At 69.6% G+C, this 23,905-nt stretch carries 24 protein-coding genes and 1 tRNA gene; 12 read left to right on the forward strand and 13 right to left on the reverse strand.

Going from position 1 to position 23,905, the window contains the following annotated elements:
* Nucleotides 1-39: 39 nt before the first annotated feature.
* From RM479_RS15545 to RM479_RS15555, 3 genes are all read right to left on the reverse strand, one after another.
* Nucleotides 40-969, reverse strand: a complete 930-nt coding sequence (locus RM479_RS15545) for a transporter substrate-binding domain-containing protein (protein ID WP_311512436.1) — start codon at nt 967-969, stop codon at nt 40-42.
* Between the two features lie 143 nt (nt 970-1,112).
* The gene (locus tag RM479_RS15550) at nt 1,113-1,955 is read right to left on the reverse strand and encodes a MurR/RpiR family transcriptional regulator (protein WP_311512437.1); all 843 of its coding nucleotides are present in this window, start codon (nt 1,953-1,955) and stop codon (nt 1,113-1,115) included.
* Nucleotides 1,956-2,221: 266 nt separating this feature from the next.
* Entirely contained in the window at nt 2,222-3,013 is a 792-nt protein-coding gene (locus RM479_RS15555; protein WP_311512438.1) for an SGNH/GDSL hydrolase family protein, read from the reverse strand.
* Between the two features lie 1,013 nt (nt 3,014-4,026).
* On the opposite strand from RM479_RS15555, the gene RM479_RS15560 reads away from it, so the two are divergent.
* The 4 genes from RM479_RS15560 (at nt 4,027) to RM479_RS15575 (ending at nt 6,771) form a co-directional block, all read left to right on the forward strand.
* Nucleotides 4,027-4,734, forward strand: a complete 708-nt coding sequence (locus RM479_RS15560; protein WP_311512439.1) for an AraC family transcriptional regulator — start codon at nt 4,027-4,029, stop codon at nt 4,732-4,734.
* A gap of 57 nt (nt 4,735-4,791) precedes the next feature.
* Entirely contained in the window at nt 4,792-5,610 is an 819-nt protein-coding gene (locus RM479_RS15565) for an alpha/beta fold hydrolase (RefSeq protein ID WP_311512440.1), read from the forward strand.
* 10 nt (nt 5,611-5,620) lie between these two features.
* A complete protein-coding gene (locus RM479_RS15570; protein WP_311512441.1) occupies nt 5,621-6,175 on the forward strand; it encodes a dihydrofolate reductase family protein in 555 nt (184 codons plus the stop codon).
* A 62-nt stretch (nt 6,176-6,237) separates the two neighbouring features.
* The gene (locus RM479_RS15575; RefSeq protein ID WP_311512442.1) at nt 6,238-6,771 is read left to right on the forward strand and encodes a tyrosine-type recombinase/integrase; all 534 of its coding nucleotides are present in this window, start codon (nt 6,238-6,240) and stop codon (nt 6,769-6,771) included.
* A gap of 515 nt (nt 6,772-7,286) precedes the next feature.
* On the opposite strand, the gene RM479_RS15580 is transcribed toward RM479_RS15575, so the two are convergent.
* The 4 genes from RM479_RS15580 to RM479_RS15595 all read right to left on the reverse strand — a co-directional run bounded on the left by RM479_RS15580 (nt 7,287) and on the right by RM479_RS15595 (nt 10,689).
* A complete protein-coding gene (locus RM479_RS15580; protein WP_311512443.1) occupies nt 7,287-7,700 on the reverse strand; it encodes a DNA-binding protein in 414 nt (137 codons plus the stop codon).
* Entirely contained in the window at nt 7,682-7,966 is a 285-nt protein-coding gene (locus RM479_RS15585) for a hypothetical protein (protein WP_311512444.1), read from the reverse strand. The genes RM479_RS15580 and RM479_RS15585 overlap by 19 nt, the downstream gene beginning before the upstream one ends.
* Before the next feature lie 610 nt (nt 7,967-8,576).
* Complete coding sequence (locus tag RM479_RS15590; RefSeq protein ID WP_311512445.1) at nt 8,577-9,356, reverse strand: hypothetical protein; 780 nt, start codon at nt 9,354-9,356, stop codon at nt 8,577-8,579.
* A 250-nt stretch (nt 9,357-9,606) separates the two neighbouring features.
* Nucleotides 9,607-10,689 (reverse strand): Fic family protein, encoded by a 1,083-nt coding sequence (locus tag RM479_RS15595; protein ID WP_311512446.1) that lies wholly within the window; start codon nt 10,687-10,689, stop codon nt 9,607-9,609.
* A gap of 651 nt (nt 10,690-11,340) precedes the next feature.
* Here RM479_RS15595 and RM479_RS15600 point away from each other — a divergent pair.
* The 5 genes from RM479_RS15600 to RM479_RS15620 all read left to right on the forward strand — a co-directional run bounded on the left by RM479_RS15600 (nt 11,341) and on the right by RM479_RS15620 (nt 15,187).
* Nucleotides 11,341-11,592 (forward strand): hypothetical protein, encoded by a 252-nt coding sequence (locus tag RM479_RS15600; protein WP_311512447.1) that lies wholly within the window; start codon nt 11,341-11,343, stop codon nt 11,590-11,592.
* 285 nt (nt 11,593-11,877) lie between these two features.
* Nucleotides 11,878-12,891 (forward strand): C40 family peptidase, encoded by a 1,014-nt coding sequence (locus RM479_RS15605; RefSeq protein WP_274811765.1) that lies wholly within the window; start codon nt 11,878-11,880, stop codon nt 12,889-12,891.
* A gap of 179 nt (nt 12,892-13,070) precedes the next feature.
* The gene (locus tag RM479_RS15610; RefSeq protein ID WP_311512448.1) at nt 13,071-13,433 is read left to right on the forward strand and encodes a DUF6153 family protein; all 363 of its coding nucleotides are present in this window, start codon (nt 13,071-13,073) and stop codon (nt 13,431-13,433) included.
* A gap of 129 nt (nt 13,434-13,562) precedes the next feature.
* Nucleotides 13,563-14,210, forward strand: a complete 648-nt coding sequence (locus RM479_RS15615) for a DUF305 domain-containing protein (RefSeq protein WP_274811763.1) — start codon at nt 13,563-13,565, stop codon at nt 14,208-14,210.
* Between the two features lie 89 nt (nt 14,211-14,299).
* Nucleotides 14,300-15,187: a F510_1955 family glycosylhydrolase gene (locus RM479_RS15620; protein WP_397222275.1), complete on the forward strand. Its 888-nt coding sequence runs from the start codon at nt 14,300-14,302 to the stop codon at nt 15,185-15,187.
* 562 nt (nt 15,188-15,749) lie between these two features.
* Here the strand turns inward: RM479_RS15620 and RM479_RS15625 are convergent.
* The 3 genes from RM479_RS15625 to RM479_RS15635 all read right to left on the reverse strand — a co-directional run bounded on the left by RM479_RS15625 (nt 15,750) and on the right by RM479_RS15635 (nt 17,238).
* Entirely contained in the window at nt 15,750-16,055 is a 306-nt protein-coding gene (locus RM479_RS15625; protein WP_311512494.1) for an integrase core domain-containing protein, read from the reverse strand.
* Nucleotides 16,056-16,064: 9 nt separating this feature from the next.
* Complete coding sequence (locus tag RM479_RS15630) at nt 16,065-16,706, reverse strand: DDE-type integrase/transposase/recombinase (protein WP_311512450.1); 642 nt, start codon at nt 16,704-16,706, stop codon at nt 16,065-16,067.
* Nucleotides 16,707-17,162: 456 nt separating this feature from the next.
* Nucleotides 17,163-17,238: transfer RNA gene (locus RM479_RS15635), tRNA-Arg, on the reverse strand.
* Nucleotides 17,239-17,399: 161 nt separating this feature from the next.
* Here RM479_RS15635 and RM479_RS15640 point away from each other — a divergent pair.
* Nucleotides 17,400-18,056, forward strand: a complete 657-nt coding sequence (locus RM479_RS15640; RefSeq protein ID WP_311512451.1) for a DUF6518 family protein — start codon at nt 17,400-17,402, stop codon at nt 18,054-18,056.
* On the opposite strand, the gene RM479_RS15645 is transcribed toward RM479_RS15640, so the two are convergent.
* Nucleotides 18,053-19,300, reverse strand: a complete 1,248-nt coding sequence (locus RM479_RS15645) for an aspartate aminotransferase family protein (RefSeq protein ID WP_311512495.1) — start codon at nt 19,298-19,300, stop codon at nt 18,053-18,055. The two genes, RM479_RS15640 and RM479_RS15645, sit on opposite strands and share 4 nt — an antisense overlap.
* Before the next feature lie 145 nt (nt 19,301-19,445).
* On the opposite strand from RM479_RS15645, the gene RM479_RS15650 reads away from it, so the two are divergent.
* Nucleotides 19,446-20,909, forward strand: a complete 1,464-nt coding sequence (locus RM479_RS15650) for an NAD-dependent succinate-semialdehyde dehydrogenase (RefSeq protein ID WP_311512452.1) — start codon at nt 19,446-19,448, stop codon at nt 20,907-20,909.
* Between the two features lie 184 nt (nt 20,910-21,093).
* On the opposite strand, the gene RM479_RS15655 is transcribed toward RM479_RS15650, so the two are convergent.
* Together RM479_RS15655 and RM479_RS15660 are read right to left on the reverse strand one after the other, a co-directional pair.
* Nucleotides 21,094-21,777: a GntR family transcriptional regulator gene (locus RM479_RS15655; protein WP_311512453.1), complete on the reverse strand. Its 684-nt coding sequence runs from the start codon at nt 21,775-21,777 to the stop codon at nt 21,094-21,096.
* A 46-nt stretch (nt 21,778-21,823) separates the two neighbouring features.
* Nucleotides 21,824-22,576: a maleate cis-trans isomerase family protein gene (locus RM479_RS15660; RefSeq protein WP_311512454.1), complete on the reverse strand. Its 753-nt coding sequence runs from the start codon at nt 22,574-22,576 to the stop codon at nt 21,824-21,826.
* Between the two features lie 288 nt (nt 22,577-22,864).
* On the opposite strand from RM479_RS15660, the gene RM479_RS15665 reads away from it, so the two are divergent.
* Nucleotides 22,865-23,893 (forward strand): D-2-hydroxyacid dehydrogenase, encoded by a 1,029-nt coding sequence (locus tag RM479_RS15665; RefSeq protein ID WP_311512455.1) that lies wholly within the window; start codon nt 22,865-22,867, stop codon nt 23,891-23,893.
* The last annotated feature ends 12 nt before the right edge of the window (nt 23,894-23,905 follow it).

The raw sequence follows: 23,905 nt of genomic DNA on the forward strand, positions 1-23,905 counted from the left end.
CTTCCGGGGCGTGGTGCGTGCGCGGTGTTCGGGGCGGGGTCAGTCGATCGCCTGGTTGACGGTGGCCTCGTCCAGCGCGATGGGCTCCTGCCCCCATTTGGCGAGGATCTCCGTGTAGGTGCCGTCGTCGATGAGGGACTGCACGGCGGCGCGGTAGGACTCGACCAGTTCCTCCTCGCCCTTGAGGAAGCCGAACCCGTTGGGGCTGGCCAGGTAGCCGTTGGGGTTCTCCGGGTCGATGACCAGCTCGGCCTCGCCCTCCAGGGAGGCGGCGATCTCCACCAGGTTGACCTGGGTGGCGGCCACCGCGTCGACCATGCCCGCCTTGAGGGCGGTCACCGCCTGGGGGTTCTCGGGGTAGTCGGTGATCTCGATCGGTTCGTCGCACTCTTCCGCGGCGAAGCCCTCCAGGATCTCCTGCTGGCGCGAGGCCTGCTGGACGCCCACGCGCAGGCCGCACAGGTCGGCGATGGAGCCGATGCCGAGCGGGTTGCCGTCGGCCACGAGCACGCCGGTGCCCGAGGCGGTGTAGTCGACGAAGGACGCGACCTCCTGGCGCTCACGGTTGTCCGTGATACCGCCGACGATGACGTCGTAGCGGCCCGCCTGGAGGCCGGGGACGAGGCCGTCGAAGGGTTGCTGCTGGAAGTCGGTGTCCAGGCCCAGCTTGGCGGAGGCGGCGACCATCAGGTCGTGGTCCAGGCCGGTGAAGTCCTCCTGGTTCCCCTCCTCGACGAAGGCGATGAAGGGTTCGTAGGGAGCGTTCGTCGCCACGGCCACCCGGCCCGCGTCACGGATGTGGGCGGGGAGCCCTTCCACGAGCTCCGGATCCGGCTCGACGGACCCCACGCCTTCGACGGTGACGGGGCCGAAGGCCTCCGCGGCCCCTTCGCCGTCGGAGCCGCCGCAGGCCGTGGCCATCAGTGCGAGCAGGGCGGTGGCGGCGAGGCCGCGCGTACGTGTGGTCATCTGTTCCTCCTCGGACAGGGGCCGGAACCCCGGGGGATGGAACAGAAGTTACATATACGCCAGGCTTAGAACAATATGTAACGTATGAAACGTTACGTGGGCGAGATCCACCCGTGCGGACCATCCGGAAACCGACATCGTCCTCAGAGCAGGCCGAACGTGCGGCTCGCCTCCTCGAAACGGCGCATCCGCCCCTCGGCGAGCCCTTCGAGGGAGTCCATCACGCCGGCGACCAGGACCTCGCACACGGCGGTGACCGGAACCTGGGAGTCGTACGCCGACACCGAGTCCACGTGGACGGGCAACACGACGTCGGCGACCGCCGAGATCGGGGACAGCCACCGGTCTGTCACCAGGACCACCTTGGCCTCCCGCCGGGAGACCTCCTCGGCCGCCTTCAGGGACCACGCCTCGTATCTGCGGAAGTCGAAGACCACGAAGACGTCCTTGCGGCCCGCCTCCGAGAGCAGGTCGGCCCTCTCCACCGGTGTGTCCGGCAGGGCGACGGCGCGCCCCCTGATCTGCATCAGGTGGAGGACGAGGTAGTGGGACTGGAGCCGGGAGAAACGCCCGCCCCAGGAGACGATCCTGTGCTCGGGCTCGCTCAGCAGGCGCACCGCCTCTCCCAGCTCGAAGGCGGGCAGGCCCTCCAGGGTGGTGCGCACGGCCTCGGACAGCACCCGGGCCGCCGTGCCCGGTAGGTCGGCACCGCCCGTGTCACGCGGTTCCCCGCTGTGGGAGGAGGTGTACGCCTGAAGGGGCGACCGCTCGCGTTCCCCGAGTTCGTCGAGAAGGCGGCGCTGGAAGGCCGGGTAGCTCTCGAACCCGAGGCGCGAGACGAAACGCAGCACCGTGGGGCCACTGACACCGGCCCGTTCGGCCAGCAGACGGACGGTCTCCAGCCCGGCGGTCGGATAGTCGGCCAACAGAGCGCGGGCGACCCTGCGCTCCCCCGTGCTCAGGCCGCCCTCACGGGTCCGCACCATGTCCGCGATACTCGGCGACGCCGTATCTTCTCCCAGCATGTAACAGAAGTTACACCTGGTACATCCTGCTCCGTTACCGCGGCCCGGAGCGCGGAGAGGGGCGGTTCCGGATCAGCGGGCCCGTCCCCGGGCGAAGGGGCGGACGGGTCGATGATCCGTCCGCCCCTTCTGCCGGGCCCGACACGGTCACCGTCGCGGTCCGGTCACGTCCCCTACCGGGTGGAAGCGCGACCTCGGCCTGCGGCGTTCGTGGGACGGGCCCGGTCTCATCCGGCGGCCCCGGACATGACGGGCAGGTAGCCGGAGGCGTGGCCGGTTCCGTTGGGGTGGTAGGAGTCGCCCACCGGCCACTTCGGCCCGTGGATCCAGCTTGAGGACGCGCAGATGCGGTGGCCCTCGAAGGCCGGGCTGACGTCGGCGAAAACGAAGCCGTGGGCCTGGGCCCGGTCGCGGAGCGCCGAGTTCAGGGTGTCGGCGGTGGAGTTGATGCGCTTGCGGCGCTCGACGGTGATGGCCCCGAAGCAGCTCGTCGTCTCGTACAGGCGGGGGTAGCCCAGGACGACGACGTGGGCGCCGGGGGCCCTGGTCCGGATGTCGGAGTAGAGGAGGTTCAGTTCGCCCGGCAGGTTCTGGGCGATGTACCGGTTGGCGTTGTCCAGGGCGGAGAAACAGGCGCTGTCGGATCCGGTCCGGCAGGAGACGACCACGTCGACGAACCCGGCGTCGTTGCCGCCGCTGGTCACGCTGACCAGGTCCGTCGCCGCCGACAGGGTGCCGAGCTGCCCGCTGCGCACGGACGCCGACGTCGCGCCGCCGCAGGCCTGGAAGCTGAAGGAGGCGACGGACCGCTGGGCGGCCCACAGTGCGGGATAGGCCTTGGAGGAGCGCTTACAGGAGGACGAGAGGTCGTAGGACCCCGCGCCCACACCGGAGGAGTACGAGTCGCCGAGCGCGACGTAGTCGACGCCCGACGCCGCGCCGGCGGAGACCGCCGAGACGACCGAGGAGGTGAGTAGCGCAAGGGTGAGGAGCAGGGTCGAACACAGACGACGGATCATCGGCGGGGGACCTTTCGCCGCACGGGGGGTGGGTGCGGAGAGGGAGCGGGGGTGCGCGGGGATCCGCCGGGCGGTCCTCGCGGCTCCTGTGAACGTAGATACCCGAGACGCGGATCACCACCCGAGAAGAATCATTTGTTACTTCTCGGTGATGAGATCGTTTCTCTGTATATTTTGTTCCCTTGTCGTGGTGGCCCGACGACCTGCCGGGGCGGGCGGTTTCCTCCGCCTGGCGCCCCGTCCACCGCCGGCAGCGGGCGACTTCGAGCGGCCCCGCCCGTGCGCCCCGCAAGCGCGGACGAGCTCTCACCCCGGTGGCCGGCGCGGCCGGTCAACGCTGGGGCGGGCACGGCGCACACAACGGCTCCGAACCTCGTTTTCGCATTTCAGAGCCGTAATGCCACTGCCCCATGGTGGCGCACTCGGGAGGATCCGAACCCCCCACCTTCTCATCCGTAGCGGCCCCGATCGGTCGCGTGAGGAAGCCTTCGGTGCGCTTCCCGTTCTGCACGGCAGGGTCTGCGCGGTCCACCGCGTCCATGCCTCCCGCCTGCACTGACCTGAGTCAGACGATGTCCGCGGGCCGTCTCAAAGGGCTCTTCCTGCGCCGCGACCCCTGTGTCACACGAAATCCACAGAATGCCGAAGGAGTTCACTCGGGGCGGCCCAAGGCCGGCACTGTGGCCGCGCGGCATGACCGTCTTACCAGCCGTTACGAGGCGACCGTCCTGATCGCGGCCGTTGGCGTGGGTAGTGTGGGCCACGGAGGGCCTCCTGACCTTCTTCAGGTGTTGATCTCGACGATCCACACCTATGTCGGAGGCCCTCTTTCGCTGTCAAATCGCTGCCGGGCTGTATCTGACCTCTGTGGTCAGTACACCTGGATCGGGTACGGTCTCCTGCTCAGTACCTGCATCCGTGGTGCTCTAGCGGTGCATCCTGCCTGGAGCAGGCGACGGTGCCGTCGGGAAGGATGGGCACCACGGGATCGGACGTGCGAAGGCGGGGCTGTCATGGCGATCGAGAGCGAGCACCGGGTGTCGGACTCGCCCCACGTGGCGCTCGTCTGGCGGGGGCGGGCGTCGGGGACGGGGACCATGACCTCGGTCGCGACGTCCACCTGGGAGCTGGTGTTCTGGGAGGACGGGGGCGCGGTCCGCGCCGCCGTCCGCGGGCCCGAGACCGCGGCGTCCACCGTCGAGCTCGCGGGCGACTCGGAGTCGCTGGGGATCATCTTCGCGCACGGGACCGTGCTGTCACCCCTGCCCCGGCTGGTCGACTCCGCTGCGGAGAGCCCTCACGTCACCGAGCGCACGTTCGCGCTGGGCGGCCGGGAGTGGGAGATCCCGGACTTCGACAGTGCCGAGGACCTCGTCGTGCGGCTGGCCCGGGAGGGGATGATCTCGCGCGACCCGCTGGTCGACGAGGTGGTGTGGGGCGGGATCGCCCGCGTGGGGACCCGATCGGTGCAGCGGCGCGTCGCCACCGCCACCGGGCTCACCCAGGGTGCGATCCGGCAGATCGAACGGGCGAGGGAGGCGGCGGTGCTGCTCGGCGAGGGCCTGGCGCCGCTGGACGTGGTGCACCGGCTGGGCTACTACGACCAGCCGCACCTGTCCCGCTCACTGCGCCGGTTCATCGGCCGCACGGCGACCGAGCTCCAGCAGGCCGACGGATCGATGTCGCTTCTGTACAAGACCGAGCCCCCGGCCGGTCCCTAATCTGGCGTCGACGCGGTGGACGAGCACCGCGGACGACACGGGAAGGGTCCGCACGACATGTCTGAAGGAACGGCCACCTCGGCCGACGGCACCGTCATCGCTTACACCGCCTGGGGCGAGGGCGATCCGATCGTCATCGTCGGCGGGGCGACCGCCCACCGCGCGACGACCCTGGAGAACGCGGGGCTGGGCGAGCTGATCGCCGACGGGTTCCGGGTGGTCGACTATGACCGGCGCGGCCGGGGTGAGAGCGGTGACACCGCCCCGTACGCCGTGGAGCGGGAGGTCGAGGACCTGGCCGCGGTGATCGGGCAGGAGGGCGGCGGGCGGCCCGCGACGGTGTTCGCGTGGTCCTCGGGCGGACACCTGGCGCTCAACGCGGCGCAGGCGGGGGCGCCGGTCGCGCGGCTGGTGCTGTTCGAGCCGCCGGTCGTGGTCGACGGCTCTCGGCCGCCGCTGCCGGACGACTACGTGGAGCGGCTCGACGCGGCCGTGGCCGCGGGGCGGCCGGGGGACGCGGTGGAGCTGTTCATGACGGCGGCCGTGGGGATGCCGGGGGAATTCGTCGGTGGGATGCGCGAGAGCGAGATGTGGCCGGGGCTGGAGGCGATCGCGCACACGATCGCCTACGACGGCAGGAACATCGGCGACACGATGTCCGGCCGACCGCTGCGCGCGGACCTGTGGGACCGGGTCGACGTACCGGTGCTGGTTTTGCACGGGGACGCGACCTGGCCGTTCCTGGCGGCGGGGGCGCGGGCGGTCGCCGAGCACCTGCCGACGGCGGCCCTGGAGGTGGTGCCGGGCGAGAACCACAGCGCGGCGCCCGAAGTGCTCGCGCCGGTGCTGCGGGCGTTCGCCGGGAAAGAGGCCTGACATGGGGCGGGTGGTGGTAACCGAGTTCGTGTCCCTGGACGGCGTCGCCGAGGCGCCGGGCGGTGAGGACTTCAGGTATCCGAACTGGAGCTTCGAGGTCGAGCGGGGTCCGGAAGGGGAGAAGTTCAAGGAGGACGAGGCGTTCGGGGCGGAGGCGCTGCTGCTGGGGCGGCGGACGTACGAGGGGTTCGCGGCGGCCTGGCCGAAGTACGAGGGGGCGCTCGCGGACAAGTACAACGGGATGCCCAAGTACGTCGTCTCGAACACGCTCACCGGTCCGGAGTGGAACAACACGACGGTGCTCTCGGGGGACCTGGTCGAGGCCGTGACGCGCTTGAAGGCGGAAGTGGAGGGGGAGATCTCCGTCCCGGGCAGCCTCGGCCTCGTGCGGAGCCTCATCGAGCACGACCTCGTGGACGGGATCCGGCTGATGACGTTCCCGGTGCTGCTGGGGCACGGGCGCAGGCTGTTCGGCGAGACGACGGACAAGTCGTCGTGGAGGTTCGCCGGGGCGACGGCCTACGGGGACGGGGTGCTGCTCACCGAGTTCCACCGCGCCCGCTGAGCGGAACCCTCCCCGCTCCCGCCCCGCCCCGCCCGCCGCCAGGCGCGTGTCCTTCGGGTCCTTTGACGCTGTTGCGGGCCGGGGTGTGTCTGGCGGGGGCCCTGGCACGGCCGCAGGGCGCGTCGTCCCCTCCGGTCCAGGGGGTGGAGGCGGGCAACACTCCGGCCCCGGGCCCGGGGGGTTTCCCCCGGACCGGGGCCTCGGCCACAGACCCGGAACCCTCCTGGGCGCCTCCGCCCGAGGGGAACCCCCTCGTCGTCGGCCGGGACCCCGACACCCTCGTGTTCCGCACCGCCCGGGGCAAGCCCCTGCGCATCCGCAACCGGCGGAACCGGGAGTTCAACAAGGCCCGCACCGAAGCGGGGCTCGACGACATGGGCCTCACCATCCACAAGCTCCGGCACACGGCTGCGTCGCTGTCGATCTCCGGCGGGGCGGACGTGTACGTGGTGCAACGGATGCTGGGGCACGCCAAGCCGTCGATGACCCTGGACACCTACGGGCACCTGTGGCCCGATCGCCTCGACGAGGTCGCCGACGTCATCGACGCCCGGCGTACCGAGCAGGTCGCGTGGACCCTGGCGCGCGCAGCCTGACCCCCGTCGCTCCGGCGGCATGTGTACCGAATACGTACCAGCGGCTTGTGGCATCCCCGCAGAAGTGCGCCGAAAAAGACGAAGCCCCACCTGTTTTACCAGGTAGGGCTAGGTCTCCACTGTCTCAAGGTGGCGCACTCGGGAGGATTCGAACCCCCAACCTTCTGATCCGTAGTGATCCGATAATCCCATGAATAAGCCCAGGTCAGTGATACCGCATCAACCCAGCCAGAGCCACCCTTCGCCACGCATTCGCCACACCGCCGGAATCCGTCTCCCGAGCAGCTCATGAGGGCTCCGCCCCCTTGCGCCCCTCATGCGTTGGGAACCGGTTCGAGTCCCATGACCGACGTCAGACGGCGGGCGCGAGATGGCCTTGCAGCCGCTACGCAGGCCATGCCGTACGAAACCCACAGAGTCTCGCGGGTAAGGCCAGGGCGAGGCCCCCATTCACGCCTGATGTCCCGCCGGGGAATGAGCGGACAGCTTGTCGGATCGAAGCAACCCATAGTGGCTCACACGGAGACAAGGCGAACCCGGTCGCCGCAGAGCTTGGTCATGTCGTCGATGTCGGAGGTCAGCATGACCACGGGACGGTGCTGCCGGAGCGCGGTCTCGGCCACGGCCGCGTCGATGGCGTACGTGTGGCCGTGCAGCCCGGCCCCCATCAACAGCGCCGAAGCGGCCTTCGCCTCCTCATCGCCCACCGGGACGGTGCGCAAACCGGACAGCACCCAGTTCAGTCGGGCCTTGTTCGTTCGGGTGTGCACGGCCTCGATGATGGTGAGCGCGCAGATCATCACCTCCATGCCGCGCGAGCGCGCCTCGGCGACCAGGGCCACCACGGTCTCGTCATCGGCGAGCAGCCTGGAGAGCCCTTCGCTGTCCAGGACCAGTGTCCCCTCGTGGCTCAGCCGACGGCGGGCCACTGGTCCTCCTCGGCGAACACCTCGTCGAAGACCTGCCGCGCCCGCAGCCTCGCCTGCTCGGATACCGGGCCTTTGCGACTCTCGTAGTCGGCCAGGTACTCGTCCAGCACCTGTCCCCGCAGTTCCCGCTCGACGGCCGCGGCGATGAACGCGGAGAACTCCCGTTTGCCGACCCGGGTCCGGATCGCCTCCGCGGTCCCCTCGGGCAGGGAAAGACTGACCCGGGTCGCCGGCCCTTCACCGATGCCGTACGTCGTCTCGGACATGATGCTGATTGTGTCAAACAAGTAGGAAACCAACAAGCGCCCACAGGGCCGCCCTGGTCGTCGACGATGGTCGACACGACGCCGCTCACAAGGGTCCGCTGTTTCCCTGGTGCACTGTCCTTGTGCGATGACGGTCTCCGTGTGTCCTCGTTCGAGGACGAACCTCGAAGGTCCTCGAACGAGGACAACGGAAAATGTGGTGCCGAAGGAGTTCGTCCCGACGCGGCGACCCAAGCTCGGTACTTCGGTGCGAGATACCCGGTTCCCCCTGGGGTTCAGATGGTCGGCCCTGGCGGCTCGTGCGGGCGTACTCCACTTGTGGCCGACCCACGTCGGGACCGGGCGTCCCAGCGCAGGACCTAATTCTCATTCTTCGAAGGCTTCGCCCGCTATCTCCCCGGCCACTGCTCTGAGAGCTTCGTCTACTGTACGAACAAGGCGGGGATGCGATGGCACGTGTTCCCGGATCGTGGTTCGGCCCTGGTCCGCGTTGGAACACCCCTGAGCCGGAATGGTCCACCTTGGTACAGCAGTGGTACACGGAGTCGGAAGGTGTGGAGCCTGTCCCATCGCCCCGGGTTGGCTCGCAGGATCGTGTCAGGCCGCACGCTCACCCGCCGGGGCGCGGGCTCAGTCGAATGGTGGCCACTACGGGGACGCGCACTCCCTGCTCGATCGCGGCCTCGCAGATCAAGGCCATCAGCCATCCGGTCGCTTCGCAGGACCACTCCGCCAGGTATCCCTCGAAGGTGGCGCGGTGACCCTCAGCCCCCACGGCCGGGAAGTCGGGGATCCCGGGGGTCAGCCCGCGGGCCGCGTCTCGGCCGGGCGCGGCAGTGATGTCGGTGAAGACCTGCTGGCGGATCTCGCGCAGCCGCTCCACCATGGCCGGTGCGGCGTCGGCGGCCTCTGTGCCGGTTCCGGAGTCCAGGCTGACCGTTACGGCGGTGCGGGCCCGGGCGGGAAGTTCAGCGAACCAGGGAAGTGCGCTCACGAGGTCGCCGTAGGCGCCTTCGTGAGGTCCCGGGGGCAACTCCTGGAGGGGGACGAGCAGTTGGGCGGCCTCCAGGTCGAGCCGCCCCACGCGGTCGGCGACCGCCCCGGCGCAGTCCAGCATCTGCTGGGCGGGCACCGCCCGGCGAGGTCGGGCAAGCGGCTGCTGGGAGACCTGGAACCACAGCCGCCGGCTGTCCTCGTCGAGGGGGTCCAGGCCGGCGTCGTTCATGCCCCACAGCCCCGCTTCGGGCCTTCCGTCGTCGGGCGCGGCCAGCCATCGGCGGGTGTGGGACCGTGCGTGGAACAGGATGTAGGGGTCGGCGGTGGCGGGGTCGTACCAGGGGTGGGGCTCCATGGTTCCGTGCAACGCACAGAACAGCGCCCTGTCGGCCATCGTGCCTCCCCGGCATCAGTTCCGGCAGTTGAGTGGGTTCTCTGTTTCGATGTACCTACGGAAGGGGTCATCGAAGATGCCCACCAGGTCGACATCGACGACACTCGCGCAGAAACAGGGCAACCCGCATGAGTCGCCGGACGACGTCGGCGCCGACTTCAGGGCGGCCTCGCGAGCGCGCCGGGCTCAACGAACAGGCGTTTGCGGACAACGTGTTCGACCGTGATCGCCGATCGTGGCTTGTGTCGGCTCACTCGGGGCGTGTCAACACGTCCAGGAACTCATGGTTCACGAAGAGGCGTTCGCGACCGACCTTGACGTCGCGGAGAAGCCCCGCTTTGACCAGGGCGTGCAGCCAGGACGACGCGGTCTGGCGCGAGACCTCGCACCGGTCGGCGACAAGGTTGATACGGCAGTAGGGCTGCTCGAACAGCACGGCCAAGAACCGCGCGTCCCGACCACCCAGGGTGGCGGCACGAGCCCGCTCGGCGATGTCCTCCTGGCACGTGCGGATGGCTCCGATCTTTTGCGTCGTCGACACCGCGGAGTCGCGGACGACGTCGAGCATGTAGAGGACCCATTCGATCCAGGCGCCGTCGGCCGTCACGGCTCGCAGGAGCCGGTAGTAGTCGTTCTTGCGGGCGATGATGGCGCGTGAGAGATAGAGGATCGGGTCGTGCAGTAGACCGGCCTCGATCAGCATCAGGATGTTGATGACGCGGCCGGTGCGTCCGTTGCCGTCGTGGAAGGGGTGGATCGCCTCGAACTGGTAGTGGGTCACCGCCATGCGCACCAGCGGATCGAGGTCGTCCTCAGCGTGAACGAACCGCTCCCAGGCCGACAGCTTCTCGCGGATGAGGTCGGCGCCCTCGGGCGGGGCGTACACGACCTGCCGTGTGGTCGGGTTCGCGATGCGCGTGCCGGTCACCGCGCGGATGGTCATCTCCCGGCCCTGCAACTCGGAGCAGATCCGGATAGCCGTCGCGGAGGTGAGCGGCCGGTTCCTGATCGATTCGACTCCTGCGAACAGTGCGCTGCGGTAGCGCAGCGCCTCCTTGGTGGCGTGGTCTCCCCCGCCGGAGTCGGCGTGCTTGAACAGTTCATCGGCCGTGGTCACGATGTTCTCGATCTCGGAGCTGGCTTGCGCTTCGAGCAGCGGAACGGCGTGGATCAGGACGTTGGGGTTGGGCAGCAGTCGGCCGGCCTGGGCGAGTGTGGCCAGTGCCGTTCGGGCTTCGATGGTCGACTTCAGCACGGGCTTGGGCTCAAGGTCGAGGCCGGCCGGCGGCAGCGGGGGCAGGTCGTTGAAGGGAACGTCAGGGCTCCAGGGCATGCGTCGACTCCTTCGACATATCCACGCCACGTGTTAAGAATCCTGGATGAACTTAACATTTTCTCGGGACGTGTCAGGTGTCTTGACACGTGCTCATCACGCGCAGCCCCGCGTTCGGGAGGTGTGTAGGCGGGGGTCGGGGTATCTGAACTCTGGCGTACCGGCAGACCGTGAGCATGCCTCCCCATGCCGCGACGCCCGACCCACCCCTCTGGCCTGACCGATGAGCGGCGCGTGTTCCCCTCATCGGGTCGATCCGGTACGAGACCGGTGCGTGCGGATTCATCCGGTGGGCGTGGGCGAGAACCGCAACGAGATCCGCCACCGGCCTACCGGCCAGCTCTTAGCGTCCCTGTCTGCCTGGTCGGATGCCTGGCCCGGGCGGCTGAACAGGGGCGGCCCACCCTTGGCGGGCCGCCCCAGCCCTGGGGTCGTCGGTCTCCGATCTGATCATGGTTCCTTGACAGTTTCGGTAGCCTGTCACTCGTGCCCATAGCATCACCGACGTCAGTGACGCCGCTCTGGATCAGAGCGGTCCTCACCATGCTGTTGGCCCTGGGCGTTGTGACCATTTCCCTGTGCCACCCCCACGCGGCCTCGGCCGCCGACGGGGTCGCGTCCCCGGTCGGGTCCAGTCACGCGTCTGAGCACGTGAGGGCTTCCTCCGACACCGTGCACAGCCATGAGCACGATGCGTGCGATGACGGCGCGGACGTCCTGTCGGACCAGCGCGTGGGATCGCTGTCGGCATCCACGCTGCTGGGCTTCGGCGTCTTCGCGTTCGTCGGCCCCCTCTTGCCTTCACCGCGCCCGGTCGCCGGTCACCGCGCCCCCTGGTACCACCGCACCCTTCCGCTCGGCGGCACCAGGGCACTCGTGTCCCTGTGCGTGCGCCGGGTGTAGACGGGCCGACCCAGCACACCCGACCGAACACGCGCGTGTGCGTGTTCGCCTGTCGTGCGCGCGATATTCCCGGCGCCCCGAACGGTTCCGGACCAGCCGCTCTCTGAACGGCTGCCCTTGCCGACCGTTCGGCGACCCGGGCTGATCAGCGCGCCTCCGGCGCCCTCGCGCCGAGCACTCGCGCGCCGCCCCGACACCAGAGAGCTGCGCCGTGTCGGCCCCCATCTTGAGCTTTCCCCTGATTTCCGCGCTTCGGTGAGCGCGGTACCTGACTATGAGGCCTTCATGAAGAACGACCGCCGCACTGCTGCCAGAAAACGGATCTTCTCCGGTCTGGTCTTCACGATCATCGGAAGCCTGCTCCTTCCCTCCGCCGTGGCCCAGGCCGAACCCGAACCCACTCGTGAGGAGGTCGAGGAGCGGATCGAAGAACTCCTCCAGGAGTCGAGCACCCTTGTGCAGGAGTACAACAAGGCCGAGGAGAACCTGGAAGTCACCGAGTACAAGGCCGAGGAACTGGACGAGCAGGTCGGCTCGGAGGAGGAGCACTACGAGGAGCTCCAGACGAAGGTGGCCCGGCTGGCCAGCGCCAGCTACCAGTCCAACGACCCCGACTCGGTGCGGACCTCGCTGTTCGTCGACAACCCCGAGGAGATCTACGAGCAGTCCGCCGACCTGTCCTACCTCTCCGAGTCGAACAGGAGAGAGCTGGAGGCCTTCGCCGAGAGCGACGCGCGCCTGATCGCCCTCAAAGCCGAGGCCGAGCTCGCCCGCGATGAGGCCGCCGAGCTGTTGGAGGAATTGGAGGAGCAGAAGGAAGAGGTGGACTCCAGCCTCACCGAGCAGGAGGAACTCCTGGCCTCGTTCGGCGGGGAGAGCCCTGTCAACGCGGGTGAGACGGCCGCGGAGGGAGGGGACGCCCCCACCTACACCGGTTCGGCCTCGGGCAACGCGCGTGCCGCCATCGACTTCGCTTACAGCAAGATCGGCACACCGTACCTGTGGGGTGGAACGGGTCCCAACGGCTATGACTGCTCCGGACTGACGCAGGCCTCCTGGGGAGCCGCCGGGGTGAGCATCCCCCGAACGACCTACACCCAGTACGACCTGCCCAACCAGGTCTCGTGGGAGAACATCCAGCCCGGCGACATCCTGTTCTTCTTCCCCGACCTTGGCCACAACGGCCTCTACGTCGGAAACGGCCTGATGGTCCACGCCCCCAGCAGCGGTAAGACCGTCTCCGAGGTGCGGCTCGCCGACTACTGGGCGCAGCACTTCGTCGGCGCCCGGCGTCCCTGACGGGTGTCGGCCGAACCGAGATAGGAGGAGAGAGGGTGGAACACGTTTGCGCGGTCTTCGGCGTCTCGCTCCGGCGTCGTGGCGGATCGCGATCACCGAGGCCGCGGAGACAGTGGTATTACCCTGCGGCTATGCCGTTGTCCACGTCATGGCGGAGCCGTCGCGTAGGACTCGTTTGGGTGCGAATCCTGTTCCTGGCGGCGCTGGTGCTGGGCGTGGGCGCCATGCACACGCTCGGCCATCCGCATGAGGACGAGCACGGCGGAGGCCATGAGACGGTGGCCATGGCCATGGCCATGGCCACGGCACCGGAGCCGGCCCACTCCGCCGTCGACACCGATCCGCCTCCCATGGATCCCACGTTGATGTGCCTGGCGATCATGGCTGCCGCGATCACACCGCTGGGCGTGGCCGCGGTGGTGTTCCACCGTTGGCCCGAGGCGCCGCAGCGCGCGGTGTGCCTGCTTCGCCGATCCGTCCGGACCCTCTCTCCTCCACCCGGCGCCCTCTCTCTGACGCAGTTACAGGTGTTCCGCATATAGGAGGCCGATCGGCGGATGTCGACCGGCCGGTCCGAAAGCGACGTCTGTCGTGACACGTGCACCACAGCCGCTACGACGACGCTGGTTCGCGCGCGCGGCGAAATGACCACGGAGAGAGAAGAATCGACTATGAGCGTGTACAAGCGTGCCCTCGCCCCGGCGGCCGTCGCCGTCACTGCAGCCGTGTTCCTGGCCGCCTGCGGCGGGGCCGAGGACGGGTCGACGACCGGGGCGCCGGAGTCTTCCGAGCAGAGTGCGACCGAGTTCAACGACGCGGACGTCAGCTTCGCGCAGATGATGATCCCGCACCACGAGCAGGCCGTGGAGATGTCGGAGCTGGCCCAGACCCGGGCCGGTGAGGACGTCCGGGGGCTGGCCGCGGAGATCGAGGCGGCCCAAGGTCCCGAGATCGACCAGATGACCGGTCTGTTGGAGTCGTGGGGCGAGGAGCCCATGGACGACATGGGTGGAATGGACCACGGCGGCATGGACGGCATGATGTCCGAGGACCAGATGGCCGACCTGGAGCAGGCCGAGGGCGACGCCTTCGACACGATGTTCCTGGAGATGATGATCGAGCACCACGAAGGTGCCATCGCCATGGCCGAGACCGAGATCGAACAGGGTGCCGACCCTGAGGCCCAGGAGCTGGCGCAGGAGATCGTCGATGCGCAGCGAACCGAGATCGAGCAGATGAACGACATGCTCGGAACCGGTGGTGGCGACAGCGGCGCGGAGGAATCGTCCCCCGAGGATGACAGCCACAGCGGGCACTGACCCGCCCGTCGAGGGTGCCGGGCGGCCCGCCCGGCACCCGTTCCGCGTTGCACGATGTCCGGATGAGGGATGGGGACGAAGCAGTGAACTTGAAGAAGAGGCCTCGGCTGGCGGTCGCCGTCGTGGTGAGCGCGGGCCTGGTCGTCGCGTCGGCCGGGTGTACGTCGGCCGGTTCCGGCGGTGTGGGACAGGGCGGGGACCCGGAATCCGCAGTGGTGGGCATCAAGCTACCGACGGCGGTGTCGCACGTCCACGGGGTCGGGGTCGATCCCGAGACCGGTGACATCCTGGTCGCCTCCCACGAGGGCCTCTACGTCCTACCGGCTCCAGAGGGGCCGGGAGAAGAGTCGGTGGTGCCGGAGCGGATCGGCCCGGACATCGACCTGATGGGCTTCTCGGTCGCCGAACCGGGACGTTACGTGGCGAGCGGCCACCCCCACGAGGGTTTCGACATGCCGAACCCGGTGGGCCTGATCGAGTCCCGCGACGGCGGGGCGACCTGGCAGTCCCTCTCCAGAGCGGGGGAGTCGGACTTCCACGCCCTGGTCGCGAACGCCGAGCGCGTGGTCGGATTCGACGGCAGCCTCCAGGCAACCGAGGACGGAAGCACCTGGGAGACGCTCGACGACGGCATCGAACCGTTCTCCCTGTCGATGGCCGATGATGGCCGGACCGTCATGGCCACCACGCAGGGCGGACTGATGCGCTCGACCGACGGCGGGGCGGCCTTCGCTCCCGTCGAGGGGGCACCGCCCCTGGCGTTGGTCGACTGGGTTCCGGACACGGAGGTCGTTTTCGGTGTGGCGCTGGACGGGAGAGTGCACCGAAGTGAGGACTCCGGTGTGACCTGGGAGTCGACCGGCCTGGTCGAGGGGGAGGCACAGGCACTCCACGCCGACGCCGAGCAGCTCGTCGTGGTCGCCGACCACAGGGTGACCCGGTCCACCGACGCCGGGGCCACCTTCCGTTCCTGGTGAGAGCTGGTCCTGGAAACAACTAAGGCCCGTCGGTGTCGCGTGCACGGCCGTGCGTGACACCGATGGGCCCTTTGCCCGTGTGTCCTGCCGAGGCGGTCCGCGCCGAGCGGCTTGCGCAGGTCGGCTCGGGCGCCGGTCGAACTCGACCATGCGGGAGATGCTCGGACCTGCCTCTCGACGCGGTTCGGTCTTTAAAGGTTGCGGGTCTTGCTGTCGCTACCGGTGGCCGTGTGCGCTCCCTCATCCGTGGTGTCGTTGCGGGCGCGCCAGTTGTCCGGTCTGGTCTGTCACCGGGTGTGTGGGATGGCCGGGGTCCCGGGCCGTCGCGGTCCGGGGCTTTCGGTGAGGCGGGTGGGGCGGACCTCGGGTGCGCCCCTCCTCAGTCGTTCGGTACGGGGGTGAGGTCATCACCCAGGACCGCCGCGATCGCGGAGGCGCGGGAGTGGTCGTCCAAACGGCGCGTCAGGTAGGCGCAGGCGTGGCCGTGCCGGATGGACCACCAGGTGGCCGAACCGCCGATCCCGCCCCGGAAGATGTCAAATCAAATGAGACATCGGTCTTGTCATGAAGTCTGTGGTGCTGCCTCCCGACGTTTGGCCGGGTCGTTGATCCACACCGTCTCGGGCAGCCTGGGTGGTTCCGGTCGGCGGGAGAACCGCTCCGGGTGGGCCGCGTACGCCTCGGCCAGAGTCCGGGCTCGCTGGTCACGGACCTGCTCGGCAGTACCGAAGTGCACCGACGCCGGGGTGTGGTAACCGATCCCCGAATGGCGGTGCTCGTGGTTGTAGTAGGCCATGAACCCCTCCAACCACTCACGCGCGTGCGCCAACGACGCGAACTCGCGCGGGTAGTCCGACACGTACTTCAGGGTCTTGAACTACGCCTCGGAGTAGGGGTTGTCGTTGGAGTTCTCGGGCCGCGAGTGCGACCGCTCGATCCCCAGGTCCAGCAGCAACTGGGACACCTCCTTGGAGGTCATCGCCGCACCCCGGTCGGCGTGCGCCACCCCGGGCGCCACCCCGTTCGCGGCGGCCAGATCGGCGATCAGCTCCGCGGCCCGGGCCCCGGACTCGGCCCGCTCCACCGTGAACGCCGCCACGTACCGCGAGTAGATGTCGATGACCACGTAGGCGTGGAAGTACTCCCGGGGCCGGGGGCCTTTGAGGCGGGTGATGCCGGAGGTGAACACCTGCCCCGGTGCGTCGGCCCGCAGTTCGGGCACGGTCTTGGGCGGGTGGGTGGCGGTGCGGCGGCGCTCTCCGGCCTGGCCGTGGGAGCGCAGGATCCGGTACATGGTCGCCACCGAGCAGTGGTAGCGGCCCTCGTCCAGTTCCCGGGCCCAGATCTGGGCGGGCGGCAGGTCGGCGTAGGGGGCGCTGTTCACCGACTCAACACTCGGGACCGCTCCTTCGGGGGTCAGGACCGCCGGGTGCGGGGGCCGTGGGGCCGGTTCGGTGGGCGGGGCCAGGTCGAGGCGTCGGCGGTGGGTGACGCGGGAGCGGCCGGTCAGGCGGCACACCCGGGTGATACCGACTCCTGGGCCGTCGTGTCACCGCGTAAGAAGGCCGACTGACCGCCAGGACCGTCCACGTGCAACCTCGGGTGGTTCAGCGTTGGCCCGGACACAGGCGGTCGCTGCCCTGCGCCGGACGAGGACATCCTCCGTACGGAGTTTTTCCGCTCCCAGGTGGGAATCGACCTTGAAGGGCCTGCTGGAGGCCTGATCCCCACCTTTGGGCCAAAGGGCGGGGTTCTGGGGGCGTGGATACGGTAATCGCAATCCGACGAAAGTCGGCCGAACATCTGAAACGGTTGGCTCCCACCGGAGCTCACAGGAATAACCGCAGCTCAGAGCTGGTGTGGCTTGGAGTCCACTTGGCTCCCATGCCGAAGCCGAGTGTGCACCGACACCGCACACAGAACGGCCCCGAACCGCGTTTCCGCTGTTCAGGGCCGCAATGCCACTGTCTCAAGGTGGCGCACTCGGGAGGATTCGAACCCCCAACCTTCTGATCCGTAGTCAGATGCTCTATCCATTGAGCTACGAGTGCATGTTGTTCAGTTGTCGTCGCCCTGGCGGACCTGGTCCTCCCTGGCGACGTCTCCGACTCTATCACGGGGCCGGAGTGGCTTCGTGCCATTTATGCGTGTGACCCCTGTCATCCGGACGTGGCCCGGAACCGGGGACCGGCGTGAACACGATAGGTCGTGCATGAGCGTCGAAACCGAGTCGGACCGGGAGACCCCCGGTCGGACCTTCCCCCTGTGGGCGTTGTTCCTCCTGGCCGGGACCGGCGGGCTGATCATCGGGATCGCCACCATCCTCGCCCAGGGCCTGCTGCCCGATGCCGTGGCCTGGCCGGCCAACTCCGGAGCGGTCTGGGCGGCGGCCGCGTTCGTGGCCGGGGCGGTGGGGGCCGCCGCGCGTCCGTGGGAATGCGCCGTGGCCGGTCTGCTCACCCAGTGGGGCGCGGTGATCGGCTACTACGGCGGTACCTCGTTGATGTGGCTCGGCGCGCAGGACCTGTGGGCCCCGCTGGTCTGGATGGCGGCCGGCGCGGTGTCCGGTCCGTTGTTCGGGCTGGCCGGGGCCGTGTGGCGGAAACGGGACGGTTGGTGGCGGGCGGGCGCGATCGCCCTGCTCGGTGCGGTCCTGGCCGCCGAGGGCGTCTTCAAGCTCGTGAACCACGAGCACTTCACGCACATGATGGGGACGGCCTGGACCCAGACGCTGCTGGGCCCGGCCGTCCCCCTCCTGCTCGGGGACGGATGGAAGGGTCGCGCGCGGGCGCTGGCGGTGCTCGCCGCGCTGATCCCGCTCGGGGTCGGCGTCCACGTGCTCGCCGACCTCGCGATCGCCTCCGGTTAGCCGGCCTCGGCCACCGACGCCTCCCACGCGGTGAGCGCCGCGTCGACCTGTTCCCCGGTGACGATGAGCGGCGGGATCATCCGCACCACGTTCCCGGCCGGGCCGCAGGTCAGCAGGAGGAGCCCGTGGCGGACCGCCGCCTGCTGGGCGCGCAGCGCCGCCGCGCCGTCCGGCCGCCCGTCGGTGGTGAACTCGCTGGCGAGCATGAGCCCTCGACCGCGCACGTCCCCGATGAGGGGAGAGGCCGCGGCGACCTTCTCCAGCCCCTGACGGAGCCGGTCTCCCATGCGCGCGGCGTTGCCCACGAGCCCTTCCTCCTGGATCACGTCGAGGGTGGCCAGGGCGGCCGCGCACGAGACGGCGTTGCCGCCGTAGGTCCCGCCCTGGGATCCCGGCCACGCCTTGGCCATGATCGCCTCGGGCGCGGCGATCGCGGACAGCGGGAACCCGCTGGCCAGGCCTTTGGCGGTGATGACGATGTCGGGGGTGATCCCCGAGGGCTCATGCCCCCAGAACGTCCCGGTGCGCCCGAACCCGGTCTGCACCTCGTCGGCGACCAGCAGGAACCCGTGTGCGTCGGCGCGTTCGCGCAGACCGTGCAGGAAGGCGTCCGGCGCGGGCACGTAACCGCCCTCGCCGAGGACCGGTTCGATGAAGACCGCCGCGACGTCCTTGGGGGAGGTCACCGTGATGAGCAGTTCGTCGAACTCGCGCAGCGCGTACGCGACGGCCTCCTCCTCCGGCATCCCCAGTCGGTAGGCGTACGGGAACGGGGCGACCACCACGCCCGGCATCAACGGCCCGATGCCCGCCCGGATCTTGCTTCCGGAGGTGGTGAGCGATGCCGCGCCCATGGTCCGGCCGTGGAACGACCCCTGGAACACGATCGCGTTCTGCCGACCGGTGGCCTGGCGTGCCAGCCGCAGCGCGGCCTCCACGGCCTCGCTGCCGGAGTTGACGTAGAACAACCGGTCCAGCCCGGCGGGCAGGACCTCGCCGAGGCGTTCGGTGAGCCGCAGCAGGGGGCGGTGCATCACGGTGGTGTACTGGCCGTGGACGAGCGTGGCCACCTGTTCCTGAGCCGCGGCCACCACCCGGGGGTGGCAGTGTCCGGTGCTCGTGACGCCGATGCCGGCGGTGAAGTCGAGATAGCGGCGGCCGTCCTCGTCGTGGATGTAGGCGCCCTCGCCTCGTGCCGCGACCACCGGGGTGGCCTGCTTGAGGACAGGGGAGAGCTCCGCCATACGATGCCTCGATTCGTTGTCGCGCATGTCCGTAGGATTGTTGACAATCGACACGGCTATGGAAACATCCGTCCCGTGGCGGTGTCCAGGGGACGCACGCCGGGCAGGTCTGACCCCAACGATGTCTCGACCGGGAGCGGTGAACATGTCGGATCAGGAAGCACGGGTCGTCGCACAGGTGGACAAGCGACTGTTCGTGGGCGGAACGTGGCGCGACGCCGCGTCGGGCGCCGTCTTCGAGGTGGAGGACCCCTCCACCCGCGAAGTGCTCTGCGAGGTCGCCGACGCGGGCAAGGGGGACGCGCTCACCGCCTTGGAGGCCGCGCACCGGGCCCAACCGTCCTGGGCGCGCACCGCCCCCCGGGAACGTGGGGAGATCCTGCGCCGGGGCTACGAACTGCTCATGGAGCGCCAGGAGGACCTGGCCGTCCTCATGACCCTGGAGATGGGCAAGCCGCTGGCGGAGGCGCGCGGCGAGATCGCCTACGCCGCCGAGTTCCTGCGCTGGTTCTCCGAGGAGTCGGTGCGGATCGAGGGCGGGTTCGCCACCTCGCCCGACGGCAGGTCCCGGTTCCTCATCATGCGCCAGGCGGTGGGGCCCTGCATGCTCATCACCCCGTGGAACTTCCCCATGGCGATGGGCACCCGCAAGATCGGCCCGGCCATCGCCGCCGGGTGCACCATGATCCTCAAGCCCGCCCACCAGACGCCGCTGTCGGCGCTGGCCCTGGCGGGGATCCTGGCCGAGGCGGGCCTGCCCGAGGGCGTGCTGAGCGTCATCCCCACCACCGATCCGGGCGCGGTCACCGAACCCCTGCTGAGCGACGGTCGCATCCGCAAGCTGTCCTTCACCGGGTCCACGGGGGTGGGGCGCCGCCTGCTGGAGCAGAGCGCGGGCCAGGTGCTGCGCACCTCCATGGAACTGGGCGGCAACGCGCCCTTCCTGGTGTTCGACGACGCCGACCTGGACGCGGCGGTCGACGGCGCGATGCTCGCGAAGATGCGCAACATCGGCGAGGCCTGCACGGCCGCCAACCGCATCTACGCCCAGGCGGGCATCGCCGAGGAGTTCTCCCGCCGGCTGAGCGAGCGCATGGGGGCCCTGCGGCTGGGGCGCGGCCTGGACGAGGGGGTGGACGTGGGTCCGCTCATCGACGACAAGGCCCGCCAGAAGGTGCAGCACCTGGTGGACGACGCGGTCGAACGCGGAGCCACCGTCCTGGTCGGCGGCGGTCCCGGCGACGGTCCGGGCCACTTCTACCGGCCGACGGTGCTGGCGAACGTACCGTTCGCCAGCGAGCTGTCCTCCACCGAGATCTTCGGCCCGGTCGCCCCGGTACTGACCTTCGACACCGAGGAGGAGGCTGTCCACGCCGCCAACGACACCGAGTTCGGTCTGGTGAGCTACCTCTACACCCGTGACCTCAACCGGGCCATGAGGGTGAGCGAGAACCTGGAGACGGGCATGGTCGGCCTCAACCAGGGCGTGGTCTCCAACCCGGCGGCGCCGTTCGGCGGGGTCAAGCAGTCCGGCCTGGGCCGCGAGGGCGGCCGTGTGGGCATCGACGAGTTCCTGGAGACCAAGTACGTCGGCATCGGCGGCCTGTGATCCCTCGTCCGGGGATCTTCGCCGCCCGAAGAGACCGTGCGACTTCTCGTGTGCGGAGCAGGGGCGCGAAGATCCCCGCCGTTCTCGGCGTCGCCGGGACGCGCGACGGATCGCCGGTGTTCCTCACCGAACCGGTCGGGAGGGCCGCCGCGCGCCATGCCGGACGACTCGGTCGAGTGAGGGTTCAGGGGGTGGGGGGATCGACGGGGACCTGCCCGTTGACGCGCTCGACGGTGTCGTTCATGTGCGCCTCGATGAGCTCCAGCAACCGGTCCTCGGCACCGTCGGCTATGGCGTCGAGGATGCGGCGGTGCTCCTCCAGCAGTTCGTCGGGTTCGGGGTAGACCGTCTGCATCACGGTGAGGCACATCCGCGTCTCCACCAGGAGGGTCTGCGCCATGCGTTCCAGCCGGGTGTTGCCCGCGCAGCTGACGAGGGTCCGGTGGAACTCCTGGTCGGCGTCGCTCATGGCACTCCGGTCGCCGGAGGCGGCGGCCTCCGCCAGCAGGTGCACGGCCGGGGTCAGCCGGGCGACGGCCTCCCCCCGGTTGCCGCGCATGATCAGCTCGCACGCCGCGCGTTCCACGGCGAGCCTGGCCACGTAGATGTCGCGCACGTCGGCGGGGGTCAGCTCGCGCACGAACAGTCCTCGGTGGCGTTCGCTGCGCAACAGGCCCTCTTGGACGAGGCGCTGCATGGCCTCGCGCAGCGGGCCGCGGCTCACCCCCAGCCGTCCGGCCAGGTCCGCCTCGCCGAGCTGGTCGCCCGGGGCGAGGGAGCCGTACATGATCGCCGAACGCAGCTGCTCGGCGATGAGCTCGGCGGTGGATCTGCGGGGGACCGGTGTGAGTCGACCGTGGGCGGGCATGGGCGTCTTCCTGTCGGTGTGGTGGGGTTCCTGCTGGGCGTCGAGGTCAACCGGGCGGCAGCACGCTCGTGACGGCGGCCGATCCGGCACGGAACAGCATGCCCGGACCGCCCGCCCGCGGCGCGGTGCGTCCGGCCAGCCGCAGCCCCTCCCACACGCTCACCTGGTTGGCGGTGAGCACGGTCTTGCCGAGCAGGGCCTCCATGGGGTCGATGAGGTGGGCGCTGTGCAGGGCGGTGTCCGGGACGAGCACGGTCTCGGCGCGCGGGTGATCGTTGGAGATGACGAAGTCGAGCACCTCGTTCGGGTCGAGGTGGGCGACCTCCGCGGCGCTGGTGACGTCGTGGTCCGCCACGGACACGACGGTCACCCCGGCCTCGGAGAGGAACTCCACCAGCCGCTGGGAGATCTCGTCGGGGTAGGTGGCGGCGATCGCCACCCTCGACAGCCGCAGCCGGGCCAGTGCGTGCACGAACGCGCACGAGGTGCTCGACGCCGGGGTCCCCGTGGTGTTCCGGACCCACTCCACCTGGCGGCGGGCCCCCTTCCAGCCGTGCACGAAGCCGCTGCCGGCGCACGCCTGGACGACGGCCTCCACGTTCAGCGCGGCCATCTCCTGGGCGCCCTTGACGAGGGACTCCTCGCTGCCGGCTTCGAGCAGGGTGTCCAGGCGATGCCGGTCGTCGCGCAGCGGGGTGTGCACGACGGGGAGTTCGACGTCCTTGCCGAGGAGCTCCTCGAAGGCCTTGTAATCGTCCTCGGCGCTGGAACCGGGATACAGGAACCCGACGCGGGTCATGGCTCTCCTCACAGGCCCGGAGACCACGGGACGAGTGCTGTCGGCGCGGACGGTCCGGTCCAACGGTGCGGTCGCGCGGATGATTCCGCGCCGGGACGCGGGTGCCCCGGCGGACTGTTGATTGTCGACAATCTTACGATCAAGTCGTTCTTCGAGACAAGCCGCACCACCGAGGCGGGCCCCGGCGTCCCGGTCCTCCCGGAAGCGCCTGTTTGTCGATTGTTGACAATCCCATGTCGGCTCCCTAGCGTTGCCGACAGACGACGCCGACCGGAGAGCGCGAGCCCAGTGAACAGTGCCGTCCCGTCCCCGCCCGACCGCCCCCGGCTGCTGGTCCTGCACGGTGAGGGCGACCTGCCGCCCGGCCGTGAACGGATCGACGACCACCCGGCTCTGGGCCGGGTCGTGTACGCCACCGCCGAGGACTTGGCCGCCAAACTGCCCGGGACCCACGTGCTCTTCGTCTGGGACCTCTTCTCCGAGGCCCTGGCCGCCGCCTGGCCCAAGGCCGACACCCTCACCTGGGTGCACGCCGCCACCGCCGGGGTGGACAACCTCATGTTCCCGGCCCTGGTGGAATCCGACGTCGTGGTCACCAACTCGCGCGGCATCTTCGAGCAGCCCATCGCCGAATACGTCCTGGGCCTGATCATCGCCTACGCCAAGGACTTCCACCGCACCTGGGAGTACCAGCGCGAACACCGCTGGGAGCACCGCGAGACCGAACGGGTCGGGGGCAAACGCGTCCTCATCGTCGGCACCGGCCCCATCGCCCGACGGATCGGTCGCCTGCTCACCGCCGTGGGCATGGAGGTGCGTGCGTCGGGCAGTCGCGCTCGCGACGGCGACCCCGACTTCGGCGCCGTCGTGCTCTCCGGCATCGCCGAACGCGGTCCCCGAGGCGAGCCGACCCTGTTCGGGGAACTCCCCGAGGCCGACCACGTCATCATCGCCGCCCCGCTCACCGACGACACACGCGGCCTGGTCGACCGGCACTTCCTCGACCTGATGAAACCGACCGCCCGTCTCATCAACGTGGCCCGCGGGCCCATCGTCGACCAGGCCGACCTGGTCGACGCCCTGGATTCGGGCGTCATCGCCGGAGCCGCGCTCGACGTGTTCGAGCGTGAACCCCTCAAGGCCTCCAGCCCGCTCTGGAGCCGGCCGGGATCCGTGGTCTCCCCCCACATGTCCGGCGACGTCGTCGGCTGGCGTGAGGAACTGGTCGACCTGTTCCTGGACGAGCTCTCCCATTACCTGGACGGGCGCGAACCGCGCAACGTCGTCGACAAGCGCCGGGGTTACGTTCCCGGCTGAACCCCCTATGGG

The organism is Nocardiopsis lambiniae, assembly GCF_031845465.1.
Taxonomy (GTDB): Bacteria; Actinomycetota; Actinomycetes; order Streptosporangiales; family Streptosporangiaceae; genus Nocardiopsis; species Nocardiopsis lambiniae.